11 protein-coding genes are annotated in these 19,552 nt (G+C 54.1%); all 11 read right to left on the reverse strand.

Features of this window, described 5'->3' with window-relative positions; translation table 11 throughout:
- Positions 1-91: 91 nt before the first annotated feature.
- Positions 92-1,291, reverse strand: a complete 1,200-nt coding sequence (locus RHM61_RS12525; RefSeq protein ID WP_322247636.1) for an ATP-binding protein — start codon at positions 1,289-1,291, stop codon at positions 92-94.
- A gap of 483 nt (positions 1,292-1,774) precedes the next feature.
- A complete protein-coding gene (phnF, locus tag RHM61_RS12530) occupies positions 1,775-2,620 on the reverse strand; it encodes a phosphonate metabolism transcriptional regulator PhnF (protein ID WP_322247637.1) in 846 nt (281 codons plus the stop codon).
- A gap of 21 nt (positions 2,621-2,641) precedes the next feature.
- The gene (gene phnX / locus RHM61_RS12535) at positions 2,642-3,490 is read right to left on the reverse strand and encodes a phosphonoacetaldehyde hydrolase (protein ID WP_322247638.1); all 849 of its coding nucleotides are present in this window, start codon (positions 3,488-3,490) and stop codon (positions 2,642-2,644) included.
- 25 nt (positions 3,491-3,515) lie between these two features.
- Positions 3,516-4,616: a 2-aminoethylphosphonate--pyruvate transaminase gene (locus RHM61_RS12540; protein ID WP_322247639.1), complete on the reverse strand. Its 1,101-nt coding sequence runs from the start codon at positions 4,614-4,616 to the stop codon at positions 3,516-3,518.
- A gap of 37 nt (positions 4,617-4,653) precedes the next feature.
- Positions 4,654-6,363 carry a putative 2-aminoethylphosphonate ABC transporter permease subunit gene (locus RHM61_RS12545; protein ID WP_322247640.1) on the reverse strand — a complete coding sequence of 570 codons (1,710 nt, stop codon included), beginning with the start codon at positions 6,361-6,363 and terminating at the stop codon, positions 4,654-4,656.
- Positions 6,360-7,466, reverse strand: a complete 1,107-nt coding sequence (locus RHM61_RS12550) for a putative 2-aminoethylphosphonate ABC transporter ATP-binding protein (protein WP_322247641.1) — start codon at positions 7,464-7,466, stop codon at positions 6,360-6,362. Before RHM61_RS12550 ends, RHM61_RS12545 begins: the two co-directional genes overlap by 4 nt.
- Complete coding sequence (locus RHM61_RS12555; RefSeq protein WP_322247642.1) at positions 7,463-8,029, reverse strand: phosphonate degradation HD-domain oxygenase; 567 nt, start codon at positions 8,027-8,029, stop codon at positions 7,463-7,465. The genes RHM61_RS12550 and RHM61_RS12555 overlap by 4 nt, the downstream gene beginning before the upstream one ends.
- A gap of 58 nt (positions 8,030-8,087) precedes the next feature.
- On the reverse strand, positions 8,088-9,107 hold the full coding sequence (locus RHM61_RS12560) for a putative 2-aminoethylphosphonate ABC transporter substrate-binding protein (protein WP_322247643.1): 1,020 nt from the start codon (positions 9,105-9,107) through the stop codon (positions 8,088-8,090).
- Between the two features lie 275 nt (positions 9,108-9,382).
- Positions 9,383-11,194: a hypothetical protein gene (locus RHM61_RS12565; RefSeq protein WP_322247644.1), complete on the reverse strand. Its 1,812-nt coding sequence runs from the start codon at positions 11,192-11,194 to the stop codon at positions 9,383-9,385.
- Positions 11,195-11,326: 132 nt separating this feature from the next.
- Positions 11,327-12,540, reverse strand: a protein-coding gene (locus RHM61_RS12570) for an IS3 family transposase (protein ID WP_322247645.1) whose coding sequence is annotated in 2 segments (ribosomal slippage) — positions 11,327-12,264 and positions 12,264-12,540 — 1,215 coding nt in all. Because the reading frame shifts where the segments join, the coding sequence is not laid out codon by codon here.
- A 28-nt stretch (positions 12,541-12,568) separates the two neighbouring features.
- Entirely contained in the window at positions 12,569-19,435 is a 6,867-nt protein-coding gene (locus tag RHM61_RS12575; protein WP_322247646.1) for a hypothetical protein, read from the reverse strand.
- Positions 19,436-19,552 lie beyond the last annotated feature (117 nt).

Below are 19,552 nucleotides of genomic sequence, written 5' to 3' on the forward strand. Positions count from 1 at the left end.
TATCCAAAGAGCTTGTACATTTGCCACTCCATAATTTCAGGAACCCAATACTCGCGGTCACTCATTTCTACACTCACCTTCTATTATCGGATCAATTTTCGGCGTTGGCCCATTCCTCTCCAGGCATGGTGCGTTTCATAAACTCGTCAAACAACGGTACCGTAAATGCCGTATCACCATGTGTCGGACTCCAAACCATTCCTTTTGAAATTAAGCTGCTTCGAACTGGCCCCAGCGATGAACTCTCTCGCCCAAGCTCTGCCGCAATATCTCCTGAGCGATGAGGTCCGTTTCCAAGTTCAGCCATTGCGCGAAGGTATTTCTTCTCTGCCGGGGTAAGGCGATCAAATCGTACCTGAAAAAAGCTTTCGTCCAGCGCAGCAACCGCTTCAGTAGAGGCCGTCTCCACATCCGTTTTGCTGATCGGGCTAGTGTCGGCGACGTCCCACGCATGCTTCCCCCACTCCTGCAAGAAATATGGATAGCCTTTGGTATAGTTCAAGATCAATGCCACCGCGTCGCCATCCACGTCAACGCCCTCACTCAAAGCAGGCTTAACAATAGCGCTGGTAGCGTCAGCAGCTTCGAGCGGTCCGATCGCAGGGAAGTCAAATAAACGTTCCGCATACGATTTAGCTTTACCCATGCGTCCGCGCAATTGAGGCAATCCCGCCCCTACAAGTACAAGTGGTAATTGCAGCTGGGAACAGCGATGGAGTGCAGAAATCAATGCCACCATCTGCTGCTCAGGCACATACTGCAATTCGTCGATAAAAATTGCTACTAGCGTGGATGCTGCTTGAGCGGCGCGTCCTACCTGCTCCAGCAGCATCGTAAGATCACCTTCCAAGTCGCCGTTGTCAGCCAAACCGGGCTCAGCTTCATAATCTAGGCCAACCTCGATATCATTAAATGTGATTTTCATTTTGCCAACGAATCCGGCCAGAGCACGTAGGCCACGGATAGCGACATCTTTTGCTTTCTCCATACGGCTTAGCTTGAGCAAGCCACGCCGTAATTGCGGCGCAAGTGCGGCTGGAAGAGATCTACCTTCCGGCACCTCAATCCGGATCGTAACTACGCCGGTAGCCTCGGCGTCTTTCATCATCTGATCGAGCAGAACCGTCTTCCCAACACCTCGAAGCCCGACCAACATCATGCTTTTAGCGGGCTTGCCTCGCCTAAGCCGCTCTATACACAAACTCATTTTCTCTCGCACAGCGTTTCGGCCGGCGAGTTCGGGCGGAGGACTTCCGGCACCGGGTGCGTAAGGATTCAATATGGGATCCATATGTACCTATATTAGTTAAGTTATTAAATATTAATAAAGTACGTAATATCAGTATAAATATCAATGACATGCCTTAAATAACAGCCGCAAACATGTCTGGTAAAGTTGCCTGTGAGACGTCAAGGTATGGCCGAATGTGATCAATTCAGCATGCCCTAAAAGCTGATGGGCCGTCTCCAGGCTATGCCCTTTTGCCAACAAATTGCTGGCAAAGGATCGACGGCCAGAATGGCTGCTACCGCCGCGAATGCCCGCATCTTTGAGGAGCTTGGTGACGTCCCAAAGGGTTACAAGTTCAGGCTTGTAACCCTTTTGTACGTCTGGAGTATTAATTTAGTGTCGTGTAGGGCTAGTATTGGATCCCTCTGTGTCAGGATAGTTGGTAAGTTGCCGATTTCGGCATTTTCCACCTATTGAGGTGTCTGGGAAAATTAGACCACAGCATACAGAGCGTTCATCCTCTCGGATTGTGTATGGACTAGACTAGTCAGGCTCAATGACAACCTGGACTGCCGTACTACAAAAACGGGAAATGCCATATTCGATGGGACTACCAGCTTCATCAACATAGACGGCTTCGACATAAAGAACAGGTAATGTACTTGGCTGGGAGAGTTGCCGTGCAATTTCTTTACTGGGCATGCGGGCCGTCACTCGACTCATGCGACGTTGAAATTGTAAAATACCAAACTGTTCTAATGCGAGATGGGTAATGCCGTTTTTTGCATAAAGTTCTCCGAGTCCTGCAAAGCGAGGCAAAGGAAAATACTGGGTACATACGCCAATCACTTTGTCATCGACGACATCGAGCGTCTCGATACCAAGCACACTGGCTTTGCTCGACAAATCCAGCAATTGACGCACTTCTGCGCTGGCCGACATAGCAGACCAATGCAACACTTTGCTGACGCCTATCCTTCGTGCATTGGCAACACTATGAGCCAAACGCGTCCGGCGGCCGACTTGATAATCAATGATATCGTCTCGTACAAAAGTACCGCGCCCATGCTGTACATCGACCATGCCGCGTTCGACAAGCGCCTTCATCGCTTGCCGCACCGTGTGTCGGTTGACGTTGAAGCGTTCGGCGAGTGCTGTTTCGTTGGGCAAGCGGTGAGACAAATGCCCGGCTAAAATATCGGCACTGAGCACTTCTTCAATTTGTCGCCAGATGCAGATGCCTGGACTGCGAATGATATTTTTTTGATCCATACCGAATTCTGACATACCTTCACTGAAAAGATGACGGTGAATCAGTGCAACTACACCTTGATATTGACAGCAAAAGGCGCCTTGCATTGCATCCTCATTGGCAACGGACAATTCCACAGCGATTAAATCTGCGCTTCCTTAAGGCCGCTGGCCCTGCGCCATACTCGCTTCGATCCGATCGATGACGGCCGGCAGATCGGCGATGGTATCGATCACATAATGCGCCCCCGCGCGTGCCAGTCGGTTAGCCGCCACAACGCGCCGGGCAGCTCTTTGATCCGTTGATAATTTATCCATTTCAGCGAGTGTCAATCCGTTTTCATTGCCGGACAGGGACAAACCAACGGTCCACATTCCAGCGGCAAGACCTTCTTCAATGCCGGGTAGCGTGTCGTCGACTTTCACGCAAGCGCGTACGTCACCGATACCTAATTCAATCAGATTGGCTAAGGCCATCCACGGCCCAGGGCGACCTCCGGCGTTGAGATCATCGGTGGCAACCGCGTGCGCCACCGTCAGACCTTGCGAGGCCGCGTGTGCCAGCAGTTTCTCCATAACCACCCGAGGATAGCCTGAGCAGGAGCCGATGGCGATACCACGTGACCTGAGCTGAGCGAGCACCTCAAGCGTTCCGGGTATGAGATCGGAGTACGCTGCAACGCGCTCGATTTGTAAGGGCAGGAAGGCGGCGTACAGTGCATCCACATCGGCGTCGCTCATCGTTCGGCCGTAACGCTCATGCCAACGCTGGGCGACCGCGCTTTGCTGGCCGAGTGCCTGAATGTGATCCCATTTGGCCAGGCCCATAGGGATGCGGGCTTCGTCCATCGTCACCAGCACTTCGAAGCCGGCAAAGGCGTCAATCAGGACCTGCGTCGGCGCGAAGGAACCATAGTCGACCAGTGTGCCGGCCCAGTCGAAAATAACCGCACGTACCGGCCCTTGGTAGTTGCGTTGGTAAAGATAATTTGTCGTAGCGAGAGTCATGTCGGTCAGCGATGAAGTCAAAAAGTTAAAGGCAAATGTGCATTTTTTTCAAGGCATGCGCGATCGCATCCAGCGCGATCGCCATTTCAGCCTGGCCAAGCGCGCCGATACAGCCGATCCGGAAGGTCTCCGCCGACGTCAATTTGCCGGGGTACAGGATTACCCCCCGTGCTTTCGTCAATTGATAAAATTGACTGAAATTCCAGTGTGGATGCTGCGGTGCGTGGACCGTCACGATGATGGGTGCCTGAATCTCATGCGGTAAGAAACTCTGTAATCCCTGCGCTTTCAAACCTTCAATCAGCGTGTGACAATTGGCGGTATAGCGCTGCAAGCGTGCCGCTCTGCCGCCTTCTGCGTCGAACTGATCGAGCGCGACGGTCAATGCTGCCATGACATGCGTGGGTGGTGTATAGCGCCACTGTCCGGTCTGTTCCATATAGCGCCATTGTTGGTACAGATCGAGTGACAGTGAATGCGCGTGGCCGCTGGTTTGTTCGAGTTCGGCAGTTTTGACCAGGACGAAACCCATGCCAGGCACCCCTTCCAGGCATTTGTTGCTGGAAGCGATAAGGGCATCAAACTTGCAGGTCTTGGCCGATAAGGGAAGGGCCCCAAAGGCACTCATCGCGTCAATGATCAGTTTCTTTCCGGCGGCGGCGACAAGCGCGGAAATGGCTGGCATAGGATTGAGAATGCCGGTGCTGGTTTCGCAATATACGACCGCGACATGCGTGATTTGTGGGTCGCTCGCTAATGCCTCGGCGACGATGGCTGGATCGACTGGCGCAGTTTCGCCGAAATCCAACACCGATACCTGTCGCCCCATTGTTTCCGTCAGCTGTGCAATGCGCTTACCGTAGGCACCGTTGACCAGGCAGAGCAATTTGCCATCGCGTGGCATCATTGTACCGATGGCGGCTTCCACTGCAAACGTGCCCGATCCCTGCAGGGGCACACAGGTATAGTCGTCTTCACCATCAATGATAGCGACCAAGCGTTTGCGCAAGGAAGCAGTCAGGCGAGTAAAATGACTGTCCCATGAGCCCCAATCGTGCAACATGGCGGTCTTTGTTGCCAAACTGGTAGTGAGTGGGCCGGGAGTAAGGAGGAGAGCGTCGCGCATGCTGAGCCTTCAGAAAATAGGGTGTGAAATGTTGCAATCAATGTAAGCCGGATAATCGGCGCCAGGCTTGGCCGCGGTGACTTAGCCACCAACCGGCACCATGCATCAGCGCGCTGACAAGCAAGGAACTGATGACGATGAGTGTCGCCATTGCGGCGGCGGCTGCCGTATCACCGGCATCATCCATATTCAGGATCGCTACCGCGGCAAGCACCGTGTCTGGGGTGTACAAAAAGATGATGCAACTTACCGTCGTCATACTGGAAATGAACAGATAGCGCGCCACATTAAACACTGCAGGTAAGTTGATTGGTAAGGTCACATGCAGAAAAGTATGCCACCATGGCCGCTGCAAACTGCGGGCGACTGCTTCAATTTCGCTATCTGATTGGCGCAGTGAGGTCGTCAGTGTCAAGTGCGCGGTGGTGTAAAAATGGGCGATCGTCGCCACGACCATCAAGCTCATCGTTCCATACAAAAAATGCAAAGGATTGCTTGGTGCATTGAAGCACAGCACATATCCCAGGCCAAGCACCAGGCCAGGTACTGCCATCGGTAATAAAGCTAAGCTGCGAATCGTCGCAATGATGCCTGCAGGAACTGGTAATTTTTCGATTAAATAGGCACTGATAAAAATAAATCCCGTACCAAATATTGTCACGAGCGTGGCCAGTCGCATGCTGTTCAGGAAGGCGAGCCAACCGCCGCCATCTAACTGCTCAAAATCAAAATGCGACCAGGTAAGACTCATGTCGTACGGCCACATTTTGATAAATGCAGCTACGCAACCAACCCCAAGTAAGGCCAGAAAACAGACCGAGGTGCCTGCACAGAGCAGCCATAGAAGCACGTCACGCAGGTGGTTACGTCGCGGCTGATAGACCACCGACCGTCCGCTCATTTGGCCCGTCCGATGGCGGGACAGCCAGCGCTCAAGCATGAAGCTCAACACCGCCGGCAGCAGTAATAACACGCCAATGACTGCGCCCTTATTAAAATTTTGCTGGCCGATGACTTGTTTGTAGGCTTCCAATGACAATACATTCATCTGCCCACCAATGACTTTCGGGATACCGAAATCGGTGACTACCAGCGTGAACACAAGCATCGCGGCAGACACAAGGCCATAACGGGCGTTTGGCAAGGTCACCGTCAGGAAGCGACGGAATTTGCTGGCACCGAGTGTTTCAGCCGCTTCATAAAGTCGACTGTCGCTCACACTCAGCGCAGTAGTCAGTATCAGCAGGGCATGCGGGAAAGTATAAAAGACTTCTCCCAGTATGATTCCGATCGGGCCATATATCGAAGCGCCAGCCAAGCAGTTTTTCAGTAATCCTTGGTTGCCGAACAAATACACCAAAGAAATGGCGGGCATCAACGAAGGCGCAAGCATTGGTGTCAATGCGATCAGCCTGAAGACGCGCCGTCCGAGCAAGCGCGTACGCGTCAAGGCGAAAGCAAAGGCGAGTGCCAAAGGCAGAACAATGACGAGCGTCGCCATGCCCAGTGCAATGCTGTTGCCAGCCGCGATACGTAGTCTGGGTTCCATCAGCATAGTCGTCCAATTAGCCAATCCGACATAGCTACCGTTGCGCGCTTGTGTGGTCATACTGAACATGCTTAACAAGGGCGAGGCAATGAAGGCGAGCATCAGTAACGCGACTATACCGACGAGCCAGACCGCGAGCTTTTCGTCGATGCTGCGGAACGCAGGTAAGCGATGTCGACTTGATCGAAGTAAAGTCATGGCGCGCATGATGGTGAAGCAGCAAAGACGCGAACTTTGTGTTGAGGAAGGCTGACAGGCACGCGTCGACCGGGTTCGAGCGATGCATAGCCGGCGTCATTCGGGCCAACATCGACAAAGATGGACATGGCGCGATCAGCGCACAGGGATAGTGTGGCGCGACGTAGTCCACCATGAAAATCCACCCGGTCCACGATAGCCATCATGGAATCTGTTCCGGAATGCCAATGTGTTTCGATTTTCACATCTTCTGGGCGGCAAAATAAAGTGGCGTTATGCGCACCGGATGGCAGGTTCACATTGATCGGGAGGCCAGCTAAAGAAGCCAGTCCGTCAGCGGATCGAAGTAATGGCAACCAGTTGGCGCGTCCTACGAAATCAGCAACAAAATGGGACGCCGGATCGCGATAGATCTGCTCCGGGCTACCAATCTGCTCAATCTGACCGTTGCTCATCACGACCACGGTATCGGCGATTGTCATTGCTTCGTCCTGATCATGGGTCACCATAATCGTCGTCACCCCCAGCTTTTGTTGCAGGCGACGAAGCTCTTGACGCAGCCGTTCGCGTACTTTTGCATCCAGTGCTGAGAGGGGTTCATCGAGCAGCAGCAAGCTCGGCGAGGTGGCAAGTGCCCGGGCCAAGGCGACGCGTTGTTGTTGACCTCCAGAAAGTTCCGAGGGATAGCGATTTTCCGTGCCATGCAATCCAACCAGATCAAGTAATTCATCGACCCGATGGTTCTTGTCGGCACGGTTTTGGCGCAATGCGTAGCCAATATTTTGGGCAACAGTCAAATTGGGAAAGAGCGCATACGATTGAAAGACAATGCCATAATTGCGCTGTGCGGGCGGCAATGTGCCGATCTCACGACTGCCCATAAACAAGCTGCCGGAGTCTTGCACTTCGAGTCCCGCGATAATCCGGAGCAAGGTCGTCTTACCGCATCCGGAAGGTCCTAATAAGCAGACGAATTCTCCTTTCCGGATATGCAGGTTAATGTCGTGTAAAGCCTGAAATGTGCCGAACTGCTTGCTGATATGGTCCATTCGCAGCCAAGTTTTTTGTTCGTCCAGAGCAGATGATGCGCCGTCACTATTCATGTTGCAGCCGTCTTGGCGATCATACGATTGAGTCTGTGGAGATAATGCGCCAATGGCGGCACAACTAAACCCCTTACCTTGGCGGCGTCGTCGTAGCGACGCAGTGCCAGTGCTTGAGCAGCTTGTGGTTTGGCAATGAATGCGCTGGCTTCCGCACTATCCATTACGCCACCTTGAAGCGCCATGCTCATACGCGAAGCGTCAGATAGTGCCGCTGAATAAGATGGGTCGGACTGACACAAATAGCGTTTGGCATCGACATGCAAACGTATCGTTTCAATGACAGTGGACGGCACGAGCCCACGTAAGTAGGGTAGCACGCGGAGTTGATGCAGGTCATCCTTACCCTCCACCAGTTCATGATCGGATTGTTGACACAGCATATGACCAAGATCATGCAATAGACAAGCAATGACTAAGGCGTCGTCCCCGCCCGACTGCTCAGCTTGCCAGGCAGTTTGGAGTGCATGTTCAGTTTGGGTAATCGCTTCGCCTCCGTAAAGCGCGTTTCCCGCTTGATCAAACAGCTCGATGATTTGAATTGTGGAAAGACGTTTGCTCATATGCCTGCCAAAGGAAAAAATAATGCGTCCGGACAAATAGGCCGGACGCCATCGGGAACTACTTCGGTTCGGATTTGCCATCGTAACGCTTGGTCCATTCGGCCAGAATGCGGTCACGATTATTGGCAGACCATTTAAGATCCTGTTTGATTAATTGTTGTTCGTACTTGACCGGAATCAGCGGGTTCTGTTTGGCTACGCCGGGGTAGGCGACTATGGCAAAATTATTGGCAAACAATTCGTTGGCGGACTTTGATGCGGACCAATCAGCGAGCTTGCGTGCGGCATCAAGATTTTTTGTTCCCTTCATGATCGCGGTCGCTTCCACGTCCCAGCCCAAACCTTCCTTCGGGAAAATCAGATCAATTGGGGCACCGCTCTCCTTCAACTTTGCACCGCGATACTCAAAGGCGATGCCAATCGGAAACTCACCACTGGCCGCTTGCTTGCAAGGTTTCGATCCGGAGTGCGTGTATTGCGCAATATTGCCATGCAACTGATCCATATAAGCCCAGCCATCTTTCTCACCGAGTTGCGTCAGCCAGCCACTCACATCAAAATAACCGGTGCCGCTCGAAGCAGGATTTGGCATGACGATTTTGCCTTTATATTCCGGTCTGAGTAAGTCTTTCCAGCTCTCTGGCTTTTTCAGGCCAAGCTTGGCAGCCTCAACCGTGTTGAAGCAAATCGTCGCACCCCAGACATCCATACCGACCCAACTCGGGGGGCTGGTGTCATCGACAAACCGCTGGTTCAATTTTTCAAGGCCTTTTGGGGCATAGGAAACGAGCATTCCCTCTTTTTCGAGTACAAGCAGTGATGTAGCAGCGACGCCCATCACGACGTCGGCTTGAGGCGCGGCTTTTTCAGCCAGCAATTTTGCAGTGATGATGCCTGTGGAATCACGTACCCAGCGAATCTTGATTTCCGGGTATTCTGTTTCAAATTGACGCTGATAAGATTTCAGTTGATCTGCTTCAAGTGCAGTGTAAACCGTCAAATTCGTCTCGGCAGAAGCTGCAATACTGACTAAGCAAAACAGTGAGGATAGGGATTTCAACAATGTGGAAAATTGCATCGAATACTCCTTTGAATGGAATGGTATCGCTGTGATACCCGAGTTTCAAAGTGTAGTGAGGCATTGTGACGTCATCGTGACGTCTAGATGACTTGCGGGCTGTTTTTGTCATGTTGTCGAGAGCTGGTTCAAAGCGCAGCCGTGAGCCATTGCTCTCTGTAGTGACAGTGCCGCCATCTTGCGCCCCGCAAGCGAGCCGCCTGCGGGGTGGTGAAGATGTCGGCCGGCGTGTTGAGGTATGGCGGTTCCTGTTTACTGGTACGGCTTAACAAGACTTACAAGCGATAAGCCGGCCCATAGGGCAGTAATAATTCACTGCCGGCCGCAATGTCATCGATGGCGATGTAGATGATATGGTATTGGCCTACCTGTATCGGTGTCAGGTTATTGGTTTTGCTTTGCCATTCCTTGGCTTTAGGCAAGGTGATGTCGGGATGCGCACTGTTGATTTTTTTCAGCATATTGCCGTCGGGGTAAGCACTGATATAGTAATTGGGATTTTTTACATCCATACGGTACGCGGTCACGACCTCCAGCCCATGCTTGGCCACTTCACTGTGCTCCGCCGCTGAGCCATATTTGATCAGGGTACCGCCATAGAAGCCCAAGACTTGGAATGCCTTGAGCGCTTTTTTCGCGTACACCGATTGGCCTCTGCTAGGGCCATAGAGTGGCAGCGACACTTGCATCAATTCGTCCATTTCTTTGGCCGCCACTTCGCCTTCATTGCTGATCCAGCGATGCACGTCTTCTTGCAGCATTTTTTTGATCAGCGCCACTTTATTTTCCGGCATCCCTTGGCAGCGCCAATCAATCCATCCCCATGAGCTGATGGTCGGGAACGCGGACAAACGGTCGGCCTCGGCGATCGAGTTTGGATAGCTGAGGTAGGGCGCGGCGTTATCGTAATCTTTCACGCGTACGCGGAACACGGTGTCGCCGGGGACGGAACCTGGCAAGAAGCCATATGCCAGCGGCGGCGGCAGGGTCTCGGGTGGGCCATAGCGCAGCTCGTGCAAGTGGGCGGCATTGGTTTCAGAGAACACCGTGCTCAGCAGTGGCGTTGTAGCGAGTGTATTTTTATAATTTTGTTCGATGACATCGTAGAGTGAGGTGATCTCACGGTAATGAATTCCCAAGTCATACGAGATATCGAAAAACTCTCCCTTGAGCGCGCTGACGGCTTGGTAGGCGGCATAAAATTCGGCATCATTCTGCGGCTGTTTTTGCATCTTTTCATAGCGTGACAAGTAGTCGGCTTTTTGTTTGATATGCATAAACAAAGCCTCATCTTTGACTTTGATTGCGCGGTAAAGTCGTATGGCAAGGTAGTGGTCTGGCAGATTTCTACTCGATAGCTCGTCCACCAAATCGAGCGCCTTGTTATGCAAGACCCGGTCCATATGCGTGATGATTGCCTCTTCTTTGGTATGTGGAGAGGGATATCGTTTGAGGTAGCTATCGTATAGTTGCAGCGTTTCTTTGATTGTTGTGAGGTCATCGAGTCGGCAGTTCAGTAACTTGTTTTCTATCATGCTGATGCCGGTTTCAGCCAGGCTGAGGCGCTGATTCTTGGCCGGCGAAAACAGCTTGCCGCAGGATGGGTCTTGATCGGCCCGTTTGTGCCGGCCGCCTGCCGGGAAGCGTATGTTGGCGGCGTTCGTCGCGCGCAGAGTCGGCACTTGCGCTGCCATCGCATGCATGGCGATCAGTTTGACGGTGAGGCAGGTTTGTTGCGCCTGCTGGGCTGCGTCGAGCTGCAGGCGCATGCCCGGGGGTAAGAAAAAAATGATGCGGCCACGACCGTGTTTTTCCTGCAAAAAAATCACATTATTCGTGCGGTCTTCGAGGAGATGGGCTTCCTGATCGCCTGATTCCAGTTGGCTGTCGAGCATGCGCAATTGGAACATGGTTTCTGCCGGTAATTTCTCCATATGCACTTGCAGGTCGTTGCTCGTGTCGGCGCTACTTTCGCTGCGCTTGTCCGTGGCTGGCTGCTTGACCCAGAGCTGGCTTATATCGATCGCCGTCGTCCCGGGTTCAAGGTAGAGCGCGGTGGTAGCATTGCGCACTGGCGTTTGCGGCAAGCTGCAAACGCCAGTGCCAGGGACGAAATAGCACGCGATTAAAGTGGCCCCCTAAGTCCAGACAATTATTCAAAGAGTTTAAGATAGTGCCTGTTTCTGCCACAGCTGCGCGGCGCTGCCCCGTTATTCGCACTACATCACTACCGTGCTTTTCTTTTCTATCATTTTTGAATCAGGCAGTTCAGTACCAAATTTGTTTACGATCTTGGCACCGCCGCCCACGCCTGATCGATACACGGTTTCCGGCGTTTGATAACCCAATGATTGATGTTTACGTTCAGCGTTGTAGAACATAAAATAGTTCGCCAAGCCGATCACCAACTCCGGCATACTTTCATGCTTTTTCAAATACACTTCTTCATATTTCACACTGCGCCATAGACGCTCAACAAAAATATTATCCAACGCCCGACCGCGACCGTCCATACTGATTTTGATGCCGTTTCTAAGCAGCAGCCCAGTAAAGGCCTGGCTGGTAAACTGCGCACCCTGATCGGTATTAAAAATCTCCGGCGTTCCATACCATTTTATGGCTTCTTCCAAGCAGTCCACGCAAAACCCCGCATCCATCGTGTTCGACAACCGCCAAGACAGCACCTTCCGGCTATACCAGTCAACGATCGCCACCAGATACACAAAACCCCGCGGCAGCCTGATGAATGTGATGTCTGTACTCCAGACCATATTTGGTCGAGTGACATCGATACCTCTCAGTAAGTACGGGTAAATCTTGTTCTGCGGATGCGCTTTACTGGTGTTGGGGCCTGGGGCCATACCTGCCAATCCCAGTTGCTGCATCAGCCTCTGTACGCGCTTGCGGTTCACTGCATGGCCACAGTCTCGCAAGTAATGCGTCATGCGTCGCGTGCCGTAAAATGGATGTCTGGTGTATTCCTCGTCAAGCAATTGCAACAGCAAACTATCAAACGGATTGATCTCTTCTTGCAAGCGCTTTTTCTTGTCGTACACGACCGAGCGCGTGACTGAAACGAGACGGCATTGTGTGGCGATTGAAAGGGCAGAGAGCGGCTCTACCCACTGCAATCGTTCCGTTACAGGCTGATCCCTGACTTTTTTTTAAGCCAATCGAGTTCCATATTCAGTTGCCCAATTTTGGCATAGAGACGGTCTGGGTCGTTCTGTGTGCTGGCCGGTTTCGGACCGCGCTTACCTTCAAACAGACTGCCTGCATTTTCCAGTAATTCTTTCTTCCACTGGCTAACCTGCGTCGGATGCACCCCGAACTCTTGGGCGATCTGATTGATCGTCTTTTCGCCTTTGATTGCCTCAACTGCTACCTTGGCTTTTTGTGCGCCGCTAAATATTTTTCTCTTATTTTCACTCATGGTCTGCCTCGTCTCTTTTCGACAGACACTAGTTTAAACTGTTGTCCGGATATGTGGATCCACTATAGATGTCGCTTTGTTCATTCCATAGTAAACCGAAGTCTTGCATTGCGCCCAGCGCTACTGGTGTGCTGTGATTATCCCACGCCAAGCTCTGCCCGGTTAAGGCATCGCGGCGATACGGTTGGCCTTGCCAGCTCAATCCGGCTATTTCTGTGGCCAGTTCGGCTTGCCGCAGTAAGCCGAGGCGCTCGCGGTTTGCTGCCGGTAAACGTTCCGCCAAGGCGCCGAGTTCAGTGAAACTGACTTGGTTGAGGATGAGTTCACATGGCGCTTGCCAGTGCAGTCGGATACGGCCGCCGGCCGGGTGCAGCAAGCTCAGGTGTTGGCCCTGTATCTGGCTGCTCCAGTCGCTCCACCGCTCGCTGTGCAGGCTGAGTTTGCGTCGGCCTTGTTGCGGCTGGCTTTCCAGTGCGAGCGTGCCGGTAAAATCGTTCGGAATCTGGACGGCTTCTGCGTAACCGAGGCGGATCTGCCAAGTTTCACCGGCGGCCAGTTGCGCTTCGAGGTAGTGGTCCGCCGTGCTCGTATTATTGTTGCTCGCCAGCGTGCTCAGGTCGCTGATGGCATCGCCATTACCATCGTGAGTACCCAGCGCGTAAGCGCGAACGATTTCTTTGACTTCACCTTGCTGTATCAGCAATAGGCGATTGTTTCCATGTTGCAGTCGGTGTGCGCCAGCGGCGGTTTGTCCGCGGTAGATCAGTGCTTCGTTCCGATCGCTGTGAGTGAGCTGCGACCAGTGTTCTTGTACGCGACCATGCTTGAGTGCTTGTAATTGCAGGATAAATAGCGCTTGGCCGGAATCTGCCACCAGCAAGCCACTCGGCTTGTTGTCTTGCTTGAGCAGCATGTCCAAGCGGATGTCGGCGGCCTTTAATTTTTTCTGCAAGCTGCTGGAAAATTTGTAGTAGTCGTGTGAAGGTGAATTTTTCCTGCCGCTCAGGTAAGCGGCGGCTGCGCTGGCGGATAAGGGGGTGAATGCCTTGACGTGGTAAAACCTATCTTTCACCCGGCCATACAGTAGTTGACCGGCTTGGCTACCCAGAAGTTGCCATTTTTTGCCATGGATTACGAAGCGACCATCGATGGTTTGGCTCAGACAGCGTGCTGAATTGGTGCTGCAAAACTGCCGTATCGGACTATCGTCGGCATTGCGTGGATTGGCGTCGACACAGCGCATGAGGTCGCTGAAGGCGAGTTGACTTTCAATTTTGACGCGTTCGCTGCGCAAGCCTTGTGCATCGATTCGGTAGGTATGGATTTCCGGCAGGCCTTGGGCGTCACGCCGCGTTTTGCTCAGGGTCGGGTGCTTGCTCAGATGCGTGTAATCGGCAATCATCGGCATCAAGCCCTCAACCCGCAAAAACCCATAGCTTAGATAGTCACTGCTGCTAATCCCATAGGCAGCCAAGACCTCTAGCAAGCTAGGCGTGCGCGGCGCATCGTACAATGAACTTTTCAGTGCTGTCGGCAACTGGGCGTGATACCACGGCGGCAAATCGATGGCTTCGTAGTAAGCGGCACCAATATGTTGCTGCGCTCTGCTTGGCCCGGCCCGTTCTTGTAAAGCCGCCACCTGCTGCTCCACCGCCTGCAAAACTTGCAGACTCAAATAGGCATGCAGTTGTCGGCGTTCGGCCACAGTGACGGCGCGCCCTTGCTCGGCGCTGACGGCATAGAAGTCCAACAACTCTCCCGTCAGGCTGCGCAATTGCCAATAGCCGTCTGTTACCAATGAGAGTACGCTGTATGCGCTCTGCCACAGCGCACCGCGCTCGTGATGAAAGGCCCAGCGCCCGTCCTGCAAGCCGAGTTCTCTGATAAAACCGGCCGGCAGCAGGGTTTGCAGCGGCAGAACAGTGCGGGGGTCCAAGCTCAGTGCCGTGTCATTACGGCTGATGAGGGGACTGCTGACTTCCCAACGCAGTAAACTGTCCGCTTGCCCGGCATGGCTGAAAAATTCATATTGCCGGTCGCGTCCTAACGGCACCAGTGCACGACTGAATTGATCGGGTACCAAGCTCAATTGATCTTGTTTGCGGTCGAAAAATCCAAGTCGCTCACCCCAGCGTACCAGCACCCGATCGGCTAAGCGCAGGTAGCGGTGTTCGGCTGCCAGCGCGTTGAGTTGCTCGTCGCTGGGCCGACTGCTGAGGGGGAAAACTACGCTCGTGACGACCGGATAGAATTGCTGCTCTTGGATTTCGATTTGCAGCGTCACGCGCGTCGCGGTCGCTGCCACGGTACGTTCCAGACTGCGCTGGCCGCTCATGACGAAGGCGCTCAACACGGCTTGCGCTTGTTCGATACGCTGCTGTGCGCGATCTAATTCGCTGGCACGGAGGGTCTGATTGCTACCCTGTAAATCGTAAGCGCGCAGCAGCGCGTAGCTAGGGTAGTAAGCTTTGGCGGCACGTACTGCTTGCTGGAAGTTGACCGCGCCTTCCAATGAGGGTGTGCTGCCGCTGGCGAAGGCACCGGCTGGTGCAAGCTGAGATTGGTGCTTACCGATATCTTGCCCGACTTGTGTGCGCAAGGCCGGTATCACCTGGTTCAACAGTGCGTCATAATCGAGGGCCAGCGCACGCACGCTTTGGAAATCGGCGAATTGCTGCTGACTGAGCGCGCGCAGTTCGCCCTGCTGAGTTTGCAAAAACAGTTCGCTCTGCGTGCCATTGAGTTTGCTCACGACCGTGCCTTGCAGTGGCGGCGCATCGGCGTGCGCGTACCAGCTGTAACCGGGCGGAGGTGCCACGCGGGCCGATTCGACATGGCCGCGCTCGCCCCAAGCCTGCGGACGTCCGATCAGCCAAGTCTGCTCGCGCGCCAGCCACGCCAGTGGGTATTTCACGCCGTCGTGTACCGTATCGGCATCGAAGTCGACACTGCCTTCTTTGGCCTGAATTGGATAATCGACCCGCAACCGTTGGCTCGATAAAAACGATTTCGCCATGATGCCTAATAAGGCCAAGGCTTTTTCTATGTAGCCCTCAAAAAACTCTTCCACGACCGGTTCGTTATGCGCCCGTAAATTCGATGCCCCGCCTTGGCCGGCCATCGATTCCATGAAGCTCCAGCCGATGGACTCTTCCACGGTCTTGCCGGAAACCGGCGTGACGATATCGAGGCCCCAACTGCGCGGGTTGGCATTATTATGTTGTTTCACTTGGTCGTACAAGGCGGCCCATTTTCCAGCGCCGGGCTGAACGGAATGCTGAGGGAAGCGGCCATGGATAAAATCTGCGAAGCCTATCCCGTTGACGGTCACGCGCGCCATTTTTTCCCGCACTTCGTTCGGTAGTTGTGTGTATGCGTTGGAAAATGCCTCTTCGTTTTGGCTACGGGTCGGTGTCACATTCTCGAGCCGAACACAGATTTTTTTCGGGTTGCGTGGGTCGCGCACAAATTCCAAGGTCTCGCGCCCATCGCCGAGCACCTTGGTATTCGGTGTCAACGCCAGTAAAAAGCCGGCCCCATGGCGGCTGTCGAGCAGCCATTCTTTGGCTTGCGCATTCAAGCCGGCAAAGACGTAATGCGCTTTATTACTGGCTTGGTTACTGAGTTCGACGCTTAAACATTGGCGCTGTTGTTGTTCTTGCGGGGCCTTGAAAACCACACTGGTGGCACTGCTGCGCGCAAACTCCAGTCTCAGTTGGTCGGGTTGGCCGAAGAAAGTAAATTCCTCCAACAATTGCGCATCGCCGGCGCGCACCGGAAACAGCGCGGCGTAGCGGCTGCGCTCCCAACTTTGTAGTTGCGCATCGTTGCGGTGAGTAAAGCCGACGGCGGCCGATTTTTTCCACTGCATTTCCAGCGGCGGAACCAGTGACAAGTCGACTATGAGCGGGTGGTTGGCATCGATGCTCAGGGTAGTCGACTGTGCAACGTCGCCGGTGTAGTAGACCAAGGGGCGCGCCTGATTCGGCCGTAACGGCTCCCCGCTCATCCTATGACCGACGTCGCGAAACGGCGGTGGCGGCGGTGTGGCGTAGCTGCCGGCCGCCCAATGGATGACCGATGGCAAGGCGGCCCAAGCATCTTGGGAACCGCCCTCATAGACGTCGACACGGTTGCGGGTGTAGCTGATCTGATCGTCGGTAATACGGCAATGCTTGAGCGGATAGAGGTTCGAGCCGCGCAGCACGGTAGCGTTGCCAGGCGCGGAACTGTCTTCGCGCCGGATCAAGGGGTGAGAATAGGCATCCCAACGCTGTTGCAGTGCGCCGATCGATGTCACGGCCTTATCGCCGAGTTGCAGATGTTCGCCGAATTTTTGTGGCAGGTAGCACAGCGCTTGGGCGATGATGGCGGCCGGCAGCAAGGGCGGGCAAATCATACTGGCGACGCTCAAGCCCATGGCCAGCGTATTGGCGCTCAACTGCATGATGTCGACGGTCCACTCGGATTGGCTTTGATGCATGGTCATCAGGCGTTCAAAGATTTTGCCATTCTCATACAGACCCAACACCAGATCGGTGCCACCTAAGGCGTGATCAAGCCGCGAGGAGACCGCTTTGTAACGCAGTAAATCGCTGGCTTGCGCTTCTCCGATCAAGAATTTGTTAATCAAATGCTGGTACTCCCACAGGCCACTCATTTGCCCTAACAAAGGACCGATATCGCCGTGGCCGGCGCTGTCGAACAGGAATTGTGGCCCGAGTGCTGAGTTGTCGAGCAGGCCTTTGAGATTGAGGGCTTGCTGGCCGACCCGGGCGCTACTGGCGAGCGAGCCGCGCAGTCGCGCGCCCAAGCCTTGCTGGCGATAGGTCTCGGACGATACCAGTTGCGCGAGTTGTTTGGGGTCGAGAATTTTTACCAGCGGCGCGCCATTGTTTTGCAAGAACCGCAGTTCGAACTGACCCTGCTCGAGCGCGGTGACGTGATCGAGTCGGGCGTTTTGTTGTTCGGCGGAGAGCAAGAGCTTGGCGGCTTCTTGCATTACAGGCCAGGGATTTTGGCTCAAGGAGCGCGGCTGTTCGGCTTGGCTTAGCATTAGTTCGCGCACCTCTGCGCTGCGTGATGCCTGCGTGTTGGGCTTGAGTTCTGCTTGGTTTTCCAGCACACAGGCGCTGCGCGCTACTACTGTCGGCAGCAGTTGGCTGCCCAACCACGTCAGCCCGAGCTGTAAGGTGCTGGGAAATAGTCCCGCCAACGCTGGGGCGCTGCTTGGCCTCAGTTGTCTGGCCGCCAGAACGGCGGCGGCGGCCGGCACGAATGCGCCTAATGAGTTTACCGTCGGCAGAATGTGCTCGAAGGCGGCGGCTAGCCAAGGCGCGCTGGCGGCAGCGACTGGCTCAGCTGTTTCTGTCTCATCGCGCCAAGCAGACCAGCTGCGCGTCAGGGAGGGCAGTTGTGCTGCCATCAGATCGTGCGGTACGATGATGCCTTGTACCTGTTTTGCGCGCTCAGCTTTGTGAACCAAGGGTGCCAGCGCTTCGGCCATTGCTCGTGCTTCGGCTGCTTGTTCTATGCTATAACCCTGTTCGTTATGTTGCTGCCACCAGGTGGACATCAGGCGCTCGACGAGCGTCGTGATGCTTGCCGTCGTGTTGCTCGGAATATGGCTGTCCTGCCATTGCGTTTCGATGTCATCTTTTGCGACTTGCCATACTTGTTGCGACTGGAGTGCCGTCTGCCAGCGTTGGTGGTAAGCCGTCATGTCTGCCGAAAGTGCTACCAAGCACATCAAGCTGCTGGTGCGGGCGTTATCACGCAGGCGTTGAGTTTCTTGCGCTTGCTCTTGTTCCAGCCACAAGTTCAGCGTTTCGCCGATCAGCAATGCTTCAATTTTGCCCGAGCAAGCCTGATGCAAGAGTTCCATCGCCCGGGAAAAACTGTCATTGAGCTCGGCAATGCCGGCGGCTCTGTCGGCGATCTCTTCGACTTGGGTAAACCACGGGCCTAGCAGGCGCAAGCAATCGTTCGCCGTCAGGGTTCGGCTGCCCAACGGTGCTCTGGTACCAGCGGATTTTTGGCGCACGGCATCGGCTTGTTGCAGGCGCAGCTCGGCCAGTAAATCAATTAATTCTTCTGCACTGCCGCGCAATAAATGCGCTAACTGTTCTTTTTTTTGCAAGCCAGCGTGCCGCGCTTGTTCTTGTACTTGGCACCACGCCTGTTGCTGTTGTTCGAGACGTGCTTGCAGCATGTTTAACAAACCTTGGCTGGCCAGGGCCGCGGCGGTTTCCAATTCAGATTGTGCCGGCAGCGCGGTGAACAGTTGCTGTAAATTTTGACAAAATTGCAGCATGTTTTGGCACTGTTGCATCGGCCAGTCAGCGCTGGTCGAGTCGGGGCCGACAGTATTGAACAGACGGCTCAATAAGCTCGTTGCTTGCTGCGGTATCATGCCGGGCAGCAGTTGCCGAGCCCGGTGATCGGCTGGTAAACGCTGTAGCGCGGCGCGGGTTTGCTTCAATTGCTCCTGAAGCGCTTGATCCACGGGCAAGGCCAGCAAATTGAATGCTTCGGCATGATCTTCTTGTGGCGCTTGTTTGAGCAGGGTGTCAGCCGCGCATCCCAAGCGCGCCATTAACTCGACCAATTGCGTTTCGGCTTGCTGCCAGCCGGCTTGGCTGCGCCACTGCGGTTCGTCGCTGGCGATGCGGGCGCGCTTGGTGCTGAGCGGCAGTGCTTCGGCGCTTCTTTTCGCAGTATGTTGCGCGCACTGCAGCGCGCTATCGTGCTTGAAATCATAGTGGGTAATCTGCGCATTGCTTGCTTGCCTGATCCCGTGCAGATTAGTTGTCAATGTTGTGGGTGCTGCCGCGTGCATCAGGATTGTGGCAAGGGCAGGTGGTGAGCTGGAGTTTTGCTTAATGCTGATTGGCATGAAAGTTTCTTTGTGATTTTTTAGCGCGGTGCGCTGGCGTAATCAAGGGATGGATGCTTTAACGCAGCGGGACGACTGATCAGCGCTGCGAACAATACCAGTGTCAGAACTTACAGA

The organism is Undibacterium sp. CCC3.4 (assembly GCF_034347425.1).
In the GTDB taxonomy this organism is placed as follows: Bacteria; Pseudomonadota; Gammaproteobacteria; order Burkholderiales; family Burkholderiaceae_D; genus Undibacterium.